The organism is Shewanella sp. KT0246 (assembly GCF_019654955.1).
GTDB lineage: Bacteria > Pseudomonadota > Gammaproteobacteria > Enterobacterales > Shewanellaceae > Shewanella > Shewanella goraebulensis.
In genome coordinates, this window is record NZ_BPEV01000012.1 from 57,240 (window position 1) to 70,479 (window position 13,240).

A 13,240-nucleotide genomic window follows, 5' to 3' on the forward strand; every position below is an offset into this window, starting at 1 on the left:
ACGCTTTATGGCTTCGAAATGATGGCCTATCATAAAAACAACTGCTTTCGATAACAAGTAAGAATATTATTCAAGATGAGACGTATAGACTTCTAGAAGTCTTAATGTATGATAAGGAGATTGGTTATGGGGAAAACGATGAAACACACACTCGCTAAATTAGTAATGCCTGTTGCGTTATCTTTTGCGTTAGTTGTAGGACTGGTTGGTTGTGCTTCACATAATGATCTGGTGACGATTTCAGGCGATGTGATGTATCGAGAACGCATTGCATTACCAGCAGATGCGGTCATTAAAGTGCAGTTAAATGACGTCTCATTGCAAGATACAAAAGCGATTGTGATGGCAGAAATGATCACTGATAACGTGACAACACCGCATCAGTTTGAGTTTCAACTTGCCAGAGATCAGTTTCAACAAGGCCATACTTATGCAATTGGTGCACGCATCGAAGTTGATGGCAAATTGTGGTTTATCAATACCCAGTCTTACGTTGTAGACATTAATGGAACTGAACCCGTTAATGTACTCGTGAATAAAGTCGGTGGGTAATCATTACAGTGCATTGAGTTAATATCTTGATAATTAACTCAATGCAATAATGGTTTATTGCACCGAATGTTTTTGTATTAAAAGGTGCCTTTAATGCCGGTTAGAATTCCAGACAATTTACCTGCTGCAGAAATTTTAGAATCAGAAAATATCTTCGTGATGTCCGAAACTCGGGCTGCAAACCAAGATATTCGACCTATGCGGGTACTTATTCTAAATCTTATGCCAAATAAGATTGAAACCGAAACTCAACTCTTACGTTTATTAGGTAACACACCTTTGCAAGTGGACGTCGACTTATTGCGTATTCACGACAAAGCATCAAAGCATACTTCTATTGACCATATGAACACCTTTTATCGTGATTTTGAGGCGGTAAAAAGTAAAAACTACGATGGCTTAATAATCACTGGCGCGCCCCTTGGCCAATTGGATTTTGAAGATGTGGTGTATTGGGAGCACATAAAAGAGATTATTGATTGGTCGCAGCAACATGTAACTTCAGTATTATTTTTGTGCTGGGCCGCTCATGCTGGTCTGTTTCACTTATATGATTTGCATCGTAAATTATTAGATGAGAAACGCTCAGGGGTATTTTGTCACCGTCGTTCAACGAAACCGCATCCTTTGTTACGCGGATTTGATGATGAGTTTTTTGCACCGCACTCCCGTTTTGCTGAGATGAATGTGGAAGACATTAAACAACATCCAGATCTTGAAGTATTGGCAGAGTCTGAACAAGCTGGCGCCTATATTGTGCTGAGCCGCAATAGCCGTAACTTGTTTGTAATGGGTCACCCTGAGTATCAAAAGTCGACTTTACAAGATGAATACGAGCGAGATCTTGCACAAGGACTTAATCCATCAGTGCCGAGTCATTACTTTAGAAATGACGACCCAAACGAAGAAGCAATTGCAAGGTGGCACAGTCATGGCAGTTTACTTGTCAGTAATTGGCTAAACTATTACGTTTATCAGCTTACGCCATATGATCTTTCTGATATGAGCGGCATCACACCGTGGGAATCTGAAAATTAACTCTGTTACCTTTTTCTGAATAAACTCCGTTAAAACACTTGTTTGAGAGTCATTTAGTCTTACTAGATGGCTCTTTTTGTATATATGCTAAATATAAAAATACCCATAAGAATTAGAGATTGATGCTGGCTTCATACTTGGGGATGAAATGTTTTACCGACTATGTCGTCATAGAGTTTCTTCGGTTAGGATTTTTGAATACTTAGTTAACGTAGCCGAGTCTTTCTGAGTAGAAATTTCAAACGGAACTGATTTTTATACGAGGGTATTCAATTGAATAACAACAAATTAATCCCACTAGCGTTCGCTATTGCTGGGCTCTCAGGAAGTTTGCAGGCTGCAGAGCATGCTCCAATACCACAAACCGGTGCTTTTGATATGGTGATTGCTGATGAGCAAAAACTAATTCAAATGCTTAAAAATTCTGGAAAAATATCGCAAACAGCCTCTTTAAAAGAAGCTGAGTCGGCGCTAAAAGTGTATTTGAAAAAGCGTCAAGCTGAAGCAATCGTGAATGCAGCAGCTCAAGATGCAGCAATCACCAATCATTATTCAATGACTCAGGAAATTAAAAGTAAAACTAAAATGGACCGCCGCCACGAAGCATCGAAAGGCAGCTTAACAGGGCGCTCTATTCGTAATAGTCCCGGTAATGTACAAGAAGAGTTATATGATGGTCCAACTCGTGAAGCACGAGTTCTCGCTATTCTAATGGAGTTTCCAGATTTTGTTCATAACTCAATCTTGCCAGAAGAGTCAGGCATGTATTACGAGGATTATAATCAAGATCATTACCGTCAAATCCTCTTTGGAGATGATGGTTGGGTAGCACCAAATGGTCATCATGCCAATTCGTTTCGACAATTCTATGAAAAGCAATCTGGTGATAGCTACACTGTCACTGGCGATGTTGCTGGTTGGTATATGGCAACAATGCCAGCGGCATTTTACGGTAATAATGTCGATGGTGATGCCCGTAGTTTAATTCGTGAGGCGCTAACAGCGGCATCATTAGATCCAACATTAGATTTGAGTCAATTTGATATTGAAGATCGCTACGATCTTGATGGAGATGGTAACTATTGGGAGCCTGATGGATTAGTGGATCACGTGATGGTGTTCCATTCTACCGTGGGTGAAGAGGCTGGGGGAGGCCAAGTCGGTGAAGATGCTATTTGGTCACATCGCTGGAACCTCGGTGGTGTATACGGTATTCCTGGTTCGGCAACTGATGTTCCTTATTGGGGAGGTGTGATGGGGGCTTTTGATTATACAATTGCTCCTATTGATAGTGCTGTGGGTGTAATCAGCCATGAGTATGGCCATGATTTAGGGTTACCCGATGAATATGATACGCAATACACAGGTGAAGGCGAGCCAGTATCCATGTGGTCAGTCATGTCTTCTGGTAGTTGGGCAGGTGAATTAGGCGGTACTGAGCCTGTAGGCTTTAGTCCATTTGCTAAAGAGCATCTTCAAGCCACTCTTGGTGGTAACTGGCAACATGGTGCGATTGTTAACTTTGATGATATTCCTCGTCGTGGAGTTGTGGGTTTACTGGACCAAGCATCCAGTAAAGGAACGAATCATGATGTAATTAAAATTACCCTTCCTAACAAGGTGCAAGTGGTTACTGAGCCGACAAGTGGTGAGTATGCTTATTTCAGTGGTTCTGGAGATAACTTACAAAACTTGATGGGAATGGCTGTCGATTTAACAGCTGCTACAACTTCCTCAATTCAGTTCCAAACGTGGTATGACATTGAAACTGATTGGGATTACGCTTACGTAATGGCGGTAGGTGATTTTGGTCAAGTGATGCTAGAGGGTAATATTACCTCTACAACTAACCCAAATGATACCAATCTAGGTAATGGAATCACGGGGGCATCTTCAGGTTGGATTAATGCTGAATTTGATTTAACGTCTCTTGCTGGTAATGCGTTTAATTTATACGTCATGTATCAAACTGATGCTGCCGTTTCTAACCCTGGAATGTACGTTGACGATATTAGTCTAGTCGTTGATGAAGTAGAGACCTTTGCTGCGAATGCTGATTCATCGCCAGAAATGATGATGTTAGATGGCTTTGAAATATCTTCTGGCTCTTCTGAAACTGAGCATTATTATCTGGTCGAGTGGCGTACTCATCATGATGTTGATAGCGGCTTAGAGCATATAAATGTAGCTGGCCAACCGATGACCTATGAGAAAGGTATGTTGATTTGGTATGTCGATAATCAATTTTCTGACAACTGGGTTGGTGTGCACCCTGGCGATGGTTTCTTAGGTGTGGTTGATGCTGATCAAAATACCTTGTCTTGGAGTAATGGCAATGTTGCGACGACTCGTTATCAAATTCACGATGCAACCTTCAGAATAGATAGACCTGAAAAAATGTTTATCGATTTGTCGGAGCAATATGGCATCACTATGTATGATAACCGCACTCGTGCGCAACGTACATTTAGAGATTCGCGTGATTACACTGGCGGTGATTTACTTGACGCTGGACGAAATATTCCAGAATACGGACTAACGATTCGATTAATCAATCAAAGTGAAGACAGAAGTGTAGGTGCTGTGATGATTACCAAATAAAGTGTTTTGAAGCGAAAGCAGATTAAACCTTACAAAAAGCGCTGATATCAGCGCTTTTTTATTTTATTTTTTAAGCCTAATTACGGAGTAATCTATTGCAATTATTGTTTCTATAGCTAAGTTGAATGAGAAAAACTTAAACCTTAGAATTTTTGACTAATAATTGACTTTTAATCGCTTAAATACCTATGACTTAGTTTCTGATTTTTCACTGCTTTTCAGACAAAGTCACTATTGTTGTTATAATGTTAAAGTCGACATGGCTCAATAGGGACTTTCAGTGATTTTATACTCCTTCATGCATCACACACATACCAGACTTTGTCGATACGCTTCTGTCATTTCGCTATTGAGCGCAATGGCATTGAGCAGTTCAGTACTCGCAGGCGATTTTCTAACTACTGAAGCGGGGACTGCAAATGCCTCAAAAACAATCACGGAAGCTGCTGTTGAAGGCAGTAATGAAGTAAGAATTGAAGAATATCTCGAAAAGAATATTGAACAACTAAAACTCAAATTATCTACGATTGAAGCGACTGATGCCCGTTTAGCTTTTTTATTGGATCAAAAAGAGAAACTAGCTGATTGGAGCATACAACAACGAGCGCAGTTTTATCATTTGTTAGCGATTGAACAAGAGGCGAATGCGCAACTGGATAACGCTTATGCCAGCTACAATGATGCGATTGCGATACTTGAAACAGAGCCTGTGTCTGACATGCTGGTGACAAGTTACATTGAGCGCTCCTATATCATCTATTTACAAACTAACTCACAAGCCACTTATTGCCCTGACAGAGAACACGCATTAACCCTTGCTAGGCAATTAAGCTCCCCAGATATTCTCGTTAAAGCTCTGACTCAAAGTGCGTTTTGCTATGCAGATGTGGACCGATTCGAAGAAGGACTGAGTCGACTAGATGAAGCTTTGATATTAGCAAGAAAACATCAGTTTACGGCCAATAGACAAGCTATGATTTATAACTCCACTGGAGCTATTTATCGCTCTAATGGCTTACATAAATATGCCTTTGAGTATTTCCGTGAAGCTTATAATTTATGGCGTTCAGTTAACGATTATCAAGATATGTTTAACATGCTTCATAATATGGTGGGTGAATCGATAAAAGTATCGGATTGGGAAACGGCCGAAATTAATGTTGCTGCTTTATTTACATTAGCTGAGCAACACCCAGACTTTAACGATTTCCTGTTTTTTGCTTATAGTAATGCAGGAAGAACTCAGTTCTTTCAACAAAACTTTGATCAAGCTATCGAACATTTAGAGGCGGCATTACTGATAAAAGACACCACCAAAGAAACATATTTCATCGATTTGATTTATGGCTATTTATCCCTAAGTTATATGCAACAAAATGATGCTGAAAAAGCTTTTGAAATGGCATCTTTATTTATCAACTCTAATAGTTATCAGTCGAGTCCCATTTTTTTAAAATCTTCAGTATTGGCATTGGAGAAGTTCGCTGTTCAGGATTATCAGCAAAGCTTTAATTTATTACTCAATAGCCTTGGTAATGAACGAAAAACCTACGCTTCAATGATGGATAAAGATGTTATTTACTCTTCTTTAGAGCACAGTGCCAAAGTTTCAGAATACGAAGTGCAAATTCTTGAAAATCAGTTATCAATAAACTTACTCAAACTTAAATCAGAAACAGACAAGCAACAGATTTCAAAACTGAGCTTATTAGTCACAGCCCTTATTATTGCGGTACTTTTGGTGATAATGGCATTTTTAGTACAGTCGCGCCGTTTTTTTAAGCGTCGCTCGCAGACAGACTATATGACGGGGATTGCTAACCGTCGATATACCATGGAGAAGGGCGGAAAAATATTTGCAGCTGCGCAAAAACGCAATGAAACTTTGGCTGTCATTATTTTTGATATCGATAAATTTAAAGCCATTAATGATACATATGGCCATGGAATTGGTGATTTGGCGATTAAAGCCACGGCAAGTAAAGCTAGAAATTGGTTTAAGAAGCGTGATTTGCTTGGCCGAATTGGTGGTGAAGAGTTTTTATTGATTCTTCCAAATACTAATTTAGACCAAGCTGTGGATATTGCTGAACGTCTGCGTTTGAGTATTGAGCAACACCAATTTCAATTTAACGATATAAAACTTCAGTTTACAATCAGCTTAGGGGTTAGCGTAAAGTTGGATGACACAGAAAGTCTGGCTCAATTAATCAAATGTGCAGATACAGCGTTATATAAAGCAAAAAACAACGGACGTAATCAGGTGTTTTCAGCTTAGAGTCATTTACTTAATTAAGCTGACTGTATAAACCTAAACCCGCAAGCGAGTTTGTTGTGACTTAAATACATATAACCAAGTGCAAATGGTTTAGGCTCAGCTGTTGTTTATGATGGCAGCTTATAGCTTGACTATTATAGCTTGACTACCTAAAGTTTAGCCCTTAGACATTGCAGCAATCAACCTCGAAACCTTATCATAGCCCAACACCATGGTTTTCATATTCTAATACTCCACTTCCACACCTTAATACTTAATTCTTCCCCAGTATAGAGTTGTTCCATATCGGATGCTTAAAGGCCTTAATTAAGCTAATAACTCAGTTTAAGCTCAATACTGATTCGACTTTTAACTTACTTTAATCAAATTATTCAATATCTTATTGTGATTGTAAATTTTCAATGACAGCTATTTAAAATACTTGATGTTAATTTAATGGATTTTTCTTGCTTTACGTTAGCGTAAACGTCACAGTGTGAATATTGAACTAGATCACATTTTACTGTGTATTAATCTCGGCCATCTTGATAGCCGGTTTACAGCGGAGAAGTTATGAGCACTACATCACCACAAGATATCGTTATCGTCGCAGCAAAACGCACCCCAATGGGCGGATTTCAAGGCGCTTTATCAGCCGTTACATCACCTACATTAGCAGCTACAGCAATTAAAGGTTTAGTCGCGCAAACGAATATCGATACTCAGCAAATAGATGAAGTGCTAATGGGCTGTGTATTACCGGCAGGTTTAGGCCAAGCTCCAGCGCGTCAAGCAAGCCTAGGTGCTGAACTGCCGCTAAGTGTTGGCGCAACGACAGTCAACAAAGTTTGTGGTTCAGGCATGAAAACAGTGATGTTAGCTCACGATTTGATTAAAGCTGGCTCAAGTGAAGTGGTTATTGCAGGTGGCATGGAAAGCATGACTCAAGCGCCTTACTTATTGGATAAAGCCCGTGGTGGGATGCGTATGGGCCACGGGAAAGTGCTCGATCACATGTTCCTTGACGGTCTTGAAGATGCCTACACTGGCGGCGCAATGGGAACATTCGCTCAAAAAACGGCAGATGACTTTGGTTTAACCCGCGAAGGTATGGATCAATTTGCCCTAAGTTCACTCGAAAAAGCCAACGCGGCAATTAATTCAGGTGCGTTCAAACAAGAAGTTGTGCCAGTCACCATTACTAGCCGTCGCGGCGATGTCACTATCGATACTGACGAGCAGCCTGGTAACGCTCGACCAGAAAAAATTCCTACATTGCGACCTGCGTTTGCTAAAGACGGCACGATTACAGCGGCAAACTCAAGTTCAATTTCAGATGGCGCAGCAGCATTAATGCTTATGAGCCGTGAAAAATCTGAGTCATTAGGACTAGAAGTTATGGCAACCATTAAAGGCCATACAACTCACTCTCAAGAGCCTTCAATGTTTACAACTGCGCCAGTCGGGGCAATGAACAAGCTCTTTGACAAAGTGAACTGGTCTAAAGGCGATGTTGATTTATTTGAAATTAACGAAGCGTTCGCCATGGTAACGATGTTGGCGATTAGTGAATTGCAGCTTGACGAAACCAAAGTGAATATCAATGGCGGCGCGTGTGCATTGGGTCACCCAATTGGTTGTTCTGGTGCCCGCGTACTCGTGACCCTTATTCACGCGTTAAAAGCGAAAGGGCTATCAAAAGGTGTCGCATCACTTTGTATTGGTGGCGGTGAAGCGACTGCGATGGCTATCGAAGTATAAAAACAGCACGAATTATTCAACAAGACTCAAGTACTGAAAGAGCTCGGCAGTTATTGGCAACAATAATTAGCCATAATAAAAAAGCCGTCAGTACTTAACTTTTACAGAGCTTTGGGGCTCAACAGGGATTTAGGAAGCATCATGACAGTTCAAGTTAAACATTATATTAATGGCGAATTTACCGAAGGAGTGGGTTCACAGGTTATTTCAGTCACTAATCCAGCTGATAACAAGGTTATTGCTAACATCAATGCAGCAACGTCTGATGAAGTTAATCAAGCCATTCATAGTGCCAAAGAAGCATTTCAAACATGGAAAGAAGTACCTGTTTCTGAACGTGCCCGCGTGATGTTACGTTATCAGCACTTACTAAAAGAACATCATGATGAGCTTGCAACCATCCTTGCTCAAGAAACGGGTAAAACTTTTGAAGATGCCAAAGGTGATGTTTGGCGTGGTATTGAAGTCGCTGAGCACGCTTGTAATATCGCGTCTATGTTAATGGGTGAAACCGTTGAAAATGTGGCTCGTAATATTGATACCTACAGTTATACCCAACCTTTAGGTGTATGTGCGGGCATTACGCCGTTTAACTTTCCTGCGATGATCCCGTTATGGATGTTCCCATTAGCAATTGCTTGCGGTAACACCTTTATCCTTAAACCGTCAGAGCAAGATCCAATGACGCCACAACGTCTCGTTGAGCTTTTCGTTGAAGCTGGCGCGCCAAAAGGCGTACTGCAATTAGTGCATGGTGATAAAGCTGCGGTAGATATTTTACTAAATGATCCTGCAATTAAAGCCATTTCATTTGTAGGCTCAGTTGGTGTGGGTCAATACATTTATAAAACCGGTACTGATAATTTAAAACGCGTTCAAGCTTTTGCGGGCGCAAAAAATCACTGCGTTATCATGCCTGATGCGAATAAGCAGCAAGTGATTAATAACATGGTAGGTGCTTCAGTAGGCGCTGCTGGTCAGCGTTGTATGGCTATTTCTGTCGCAGTATTTGTTGGCGCTGCGAAAGAGTGGATTCCAGAGCTTAAAGAAGCATTAGCAAAAGTGCGCCCAGGGTTATGGAATGATGAAAATGCCGCTTACGGTCCTGTTATTAGTCCTGCAGCAAAAGAACGTGTACTTAAGCTGATTGCTCAAGGTAAAGAAGAAGGTGCAGAGTGTTTGCTTGATGGCAGCGATTGCACTGTTGAAGGTTATGAGTCTGGTAACTGGATTGGCCCAACCATGTTCAGCAACGTCACTACCGACATGGCAATTTACAAAGAAGAAATCTTTGGCCCTGTTTTATGTTGTATGGAAGCTGAAGATTTAGACCAAGCCATTGAACTGGTTAATAACAGTCCTTATGGTAATGGCACTTCTATTTTTACCGCATCTGGCGGTGCTGCACGTAAATACCAACATCATATTGAAGTGGGGCAAGTAGGGATTAATGTACCAATTCCTGTGCCATTACCATTTTTCTCATTCACAGGTTGGAAAGGCAGCTTCTATGGCGATCAACACGCTTATGGTAAGCAAGCTGTACGTTTTTATACCGAAACTAAAACCATTACTTCACGTTGGTTTGCTGACGAAGTGGTCAGTGGCCCGAACATGAGCATCGATCTTAAATAATTACCTAGAAGTGAACAATTAAGGCCTTCTTTTGGGAGAAGGCCTTAGATAATGCCAACGACTATTACTAACAAATCGCAAAATATTAAGTAAATAATCTAACCGTTAGTATTTGCCGAGACATGCCATTCAGCAGGATGCTGAATAACTGCAGCAAACAACAATAACTCCGCTAAGATCATTCGCACTATCGGGCAAGATAGCTCATACAAAAAGAGTTGCGATGATTGAAGCTTAAGTGACCACAGAGTCATAGTAAAAAAGGATTCAGACCATGGATTTTAATTTCAACGAAGACCAACGCCAATTCGCCGATCTTGCTCGTCAATTCGCAGCAGAAGAACTCGCACCATTTGCAGCCCAATGGGATGAAGAGCATCATTTTCCTAAAGATGTAATGAAAAAAGCTGGAGAACTTGGCTTCTGCTCACTCTATTCGCCTGAGTCAGAAGGTGGCATGGGGCTATCTCGTCTTGATGCATCAATCATTTTCGAAGAGTTATCTCATGGTTGTACTGCAACAACAGCCATGCTGACCATTCATAATATGGCAACTTGGATGGTAACGACTTGGGGCACAGAGTCACTTCGTCAGCAATGGTCAGAAGGCTTAACTACAGGTCAGTTATTAGCCTCATATTGTCTAACTGAACCAGGGGCTGGAAGTGATGCAGCATCATTGCAAACTAAAGCGGTAAAAGACGGTGATGACTACATTATCAACGGCTCAAAAATGTTCATTTCAGGTGCAGGTGAAACCGAATTATTAGTGGTAATGTGCCGAACAGGTGAAGCGGGTGCAAAAGGTATTTCTGCCATTGCAATTCCAGCAGATGCCCAAGGCGTTACTTATGGCAAAGCGGAAGATAAAATGGGCTGGAATGCTCAGCCAACGCGTTTAATTAGCTTTGAAAATGTACGTATTCCTCAAGCAAACTTACTAGGTGAAGAAGGTCAAGGCTTCACTTTTGCAATGAAGGGGTTAGATGGAGGGCGCATTAATATTGCCACTTGTTCAGTAGGTACAGCGCAAGCAGCATTAGAGCGCGCCACTGAATACATGAATGAACGAAAACAATTTGGTAAACCCATTGCTGCATTTCAAGGGCTACAGTTTAAATTAGCCGATATGGCAACTGAGTTAGTTGCGGCGCGTCAAATGGTGCGCTTAGCTGCGTTTAAACTCGATCAAAACGATCCTGAAGCCACGGCATATTGTGCAATGGCGAAACGCTTTGCGACAGATATTGGCTTTCAGGTGTGTGATAGTGCATTACAAATCCATGGCGGCTACGGTTATATCCGTGAATATCCGCTTGAACGCCACTTTAGAGACGTGCGCGTGCATCAGATTTTAGAAGGTACGAACGAAATTATGCGCCTGATTATTGCTCGTCGTTTGTTAGCCGAAAACGCCCACGCAATTTTATAAATGTCACCATTTAAGGAACGAATAATGACAAGCTCTGATTCAACGCAAACAAACGATGCAGCACAAGCAATTATAGAAACCATCAATGGTCATACGGCAATATTAACCTTAAATAACCCACCTGCGAATACGTGGACTGCAGACAGTTTAGTGCTGCTGAAAAATATCGTGGAGCGCTTAAATAGAGATAACAACATCTATGCATTGGTGATTACAGGTCAAGGTGAGAAGTTCTTTTCAGCGGGAGCCGATCTTAAATTATTTGCCGATGGTGACAAAGGTAATGCTGCGACAATGGCTAAATGCTTTGGCGATGCTTTTGAAACCTTAAGTGCATTTCGTGGCGTGTCTATTGCAGCGATTAATGGTTACGCTATGGGCGGGGGATTAGAGGTAGCGTTAGCCTGTGACTTGCGTATTGCTGAGTCTCAAGCGCAAATGGCATTACCTGAGGCTACAGTTGGTCTTCTACCATGTGCTGGTGGCACCCAAAACTTAACCGCTTTAGTCGGTGAGGGCTGGGCGAAAAGAATGATTTTATGTGGCGAGCGAGTTGATGCCGCAAAAGCTGAGCAAATTGGATTAGTTGAAGAAGTGGTAGAAAAGGGGCAATCATTGGACGCTGCAGTAACATTAGCTGCAAAAGTTGCTCGTCAATCACCAAGTAGTGTGACTGTGTGCAAAAAGCTGATTCAAGCTGGACGTACAATGCCCCGCACACAAGCTTTGCCATTGGAGCGCGAACTTTTTGTTGGCTTATTTGATACCCAAGATCAGGCTGAAGGCGTCAATGCCTTTTTGGATAAACGTGCGGCAAATTGGAAGAACTGCTAATGACTCAAGATGTAATATTTCAAACATTAGGCACCTTATCTGGTAAATCCATTGGGGTGATTACACTCAATATTGAGAAAGCATTAAATGCATTAAATCTTGATATGGTAAAGGCCATGACAAGCCAATTACGGGCTTGGAAAGACGATGATGATATCGCCTTTGTTGTGTTAGATGGTGCAGGTGATAAAGCGTTTTGTGCTGGTGGTGATGTGCGCGCAATTTATCATGCCTCAGTGGCAAACCCTGGGGAAATGACATCACAAGCCTGTGATTTTTTTACTCAAGAATACCAGCTTGACTATTTGCTGCACCAATTCGGCAAACCTGTTTTAGTGTGGGGTGATGGAATTGTAATGGGTGGTGGTTTAGGTCTCATGGCGGGCGGTAGCCACCGTGTGTTAACCGAGCGCAGCCGCATTGCTATGCCTGAAGTGACCATTGGTTTATATCCTGACGTGGGTGGCAGTTATTTCCTAAACAGAATGCCAGGAAAGTTAGGGCTATTTTTAGGCTTAACGGCTTATAACATGAATGCTGCAGATGCTTATCATGTGAATGTGGGTAACCATTTCATGGGCAGTGACGAGAAAGAACCATTATTTGATGCCATCGCTGAAGTGAGCTGGAGTGATGATGAAAGCTTAAATCATCAGCAGCTCACTTTGTTACTGAATAAAATGCAAGTCAGCTCAAGCGCACAACTGGGTAATAGCCCGCTAGCAGACTACCAGCCTCAAATTGATCAACTAATGTCTGGTGAAATTGAACAAGTGCATCATCAAATCACCACATTAGATACTGAGCTAGACTGGCTAAAACGTGCTCAAAAAACAGCATTAGCTGGCAGCCCATTAAGTTGGTTCTTAATTTTTGCACAAGCCAACTTAGGCACCACAAAAACCTTAGCAGAATCGTTTAAATGGGAACTCGGTGTGAGTGTTAATTGCTGCTCCAATGGTGATTTCTGTGAAGGGGTTCGTGCATTGTTGATTGATAAAGATCGTCAACCACAATGGCGTTTTAATCATGCAAGTGACGTAACAGCTGAAGCAGTGACTCAGTTACTAACATCACCTTGGGAAGCTGATAAGCACCCATTAAAAGGCATCTAGATAAAAGACAAGTAA

The 13,240-nt window shown here is 41.5% G+C and carries 9 protein-coding genes; all 9 read left to right on the top strand.

Features of this window, described 5'->3' with window-relative positions; all coding sequences use genetic code 11:
• Positions 1 to 138 precede the first annotated feature (138 nt).
• The 9 genes from K5Q58_RS07770 (at position 139) to K5Q58_RS07810 (ending at position 13,225) form a co-directional block, all read left to right on the top strand.
• Positions 139 to 552 carry a YbaY family lipoprotein gene (locus tag K5Q58_RS07770; protein ID WP_259651279.1) on the top strand — a complete coding sequence of 138 codons (414 nt, stop codon included), beginning with the start codon at positions 139 to 141 and terminating at the stop codon, positions 550 to 552.
• A gap of 93 nt (positions 553 to 645) precedes the next feature.
• Positions 646 to 1,590, top strand: coding sequence for a homoserine O-succinyltransferase (metA, locus tag K5Q58_RS07775; RefSeq protein WP_220753377.1), 945 nt, complete (start codon positions 646 to 648; stop codon positions 1,588 to 1,590).
• A gap of 273 nt (positions 1,591 to 1,863) precedes the next feature.
• Entirely contained in the window at positions 1,864 to 4,191 is a 2,328-nt protein-coding gene (locus K5Q58_RS07780) for an immune inhibitor A domain-containing protein (protein WP_220753378.1), read from the top strand.
• Between the two features lie 358 nt (positions 4,192 to 4,549).
• A complete protein-coding gene (locus K5Q58_RS07785; protein WP_220753379.1) occupies positions 4,550 to 6,469 on the top strand; it encodes a GGDEF domain-containing protein in 1,920 nt (639 codons plus the stop codon).
• A gap of 552 nt (positions 6,470 to 7,021) precedes the next feature.
• Positions 7,022 to 8,209, top strand: coding sequence for an acetyl-CoA C-acyltransferase (locus K5Q58_RS07790; RefSeq protein WP_220753380.1), 1,188 nt, complete (start codon positions 7,022 to 7,024; stop codon positions 8,207 to 8,209).
• A 141-nt stretch (positions 8,210 to 8,350) separates the two neighbouring features.
• Positions 8,351 to 9,844: a CoA-acylating methylmalonate-semialdehyde dehydrogenase gene (locus K5Q58_RS07795; RefSeq protein ID WP_220753381.1), complete on the top strand. Its 1,494-nt coding sequence runs from the start codon at positions 8,351 to 8,353 to the stop codon at positions 9,842 to 9,844.
• Positions 9,845 to 10,118: 274 nt separating this feature from the next.
• Entirely contained in the window at positions 10,119 to 11,276 is a 1,158-nt protein-coding gene (locus K5Q58_RS07800; protein ID WP_220753382.1) for an acyl-CoA dehydrogenase family protein, read from the top strand.
• 24 nt (positions 11,277 to 11,300) lie between these two features.
• Positions 11,301 to 12,110 carry an enoyl-CoA hydratase gene (locus K5Q58_RS07805; protein ID WP_220753383.1) on the top strand — a complete coding sequence of 270 codons (810 nt, stop codon included), beginning with the start codon at positions 11,301 to 11,303 and terminating at the stop codon, positions 12,108 to 12,110.
• Positions 12,110 to 13,225, top strand: coding sequence for an enoyl-CoA hydratase/isomerase family protein (locus K5Q58_RS07810; protein ID WP_220753384.1), 1,116 nt, complete (start codon positions 12,110 to 12,112; stop codon positions 13,223 to 13,225). Before K5Q58_RS07805 ends, K5Q58_RS07810 begins: the two co-directional genes overlap by 1 nt.
• The last annotated feature ends 15 nt before the right edge of the window (positions 13,226 to 13,240 follow it).

Coding starts and splice junctions, on each gene's coding strand:
- K5Q58_RS07770 (WP_259651279.1), top strand. CDS start 139: ATGAAACACACACTCGCTAAATTAGTAATGCCTGTTGCGTTATCTTTT.
- metA (WP_220753377.1), top strand. CDS start 646: ATGCCGGTTAGAATTCCAGACAATTTACCTGCTGCAGAAATTTTAGAA.
- K5Q58_RS07785 (WP_220753379.1), top strand. CDS start 4,550: ATGGCATTGAGCAGTTCAGTACTCGCAGGCGATTTTCTAACTACTGAA.
- K5Q58_RS07790 (WP_220753380.1), top strand. CDS start 7,022: ATGAGCACTACATCACCACAAGATATCGTTATCGTCGCAGCAAAACGC.
- K5Q58_RS07795 (WP_220753381.1), top strand. CDS start 8,351: ATGACAGTTCAAGTTAAACATTATATTAATGGCGAATTTACCGAAGGA.
- K5Q58_RS07800 (WP_220753382.1), top strand. CDS start 10,119: ATGGATTTTAATTTCAACGAAGACCAACGCCAATTCGCCGATCTTGCT.
- K5Q58_RS07805 (WP_220753383.1), top strand. CDS start 11,301: ATGACAAGCTCTGATTCAACGCAAACAAACGATGCAGCACAAGCAATT.
- K5Q58_RS07810 (WP_220753384.1), top strand. CDS start 12,110: ATGACTCAAGATGTAATATTTCAAACATTAGGCACCTTATCTGGTAAA.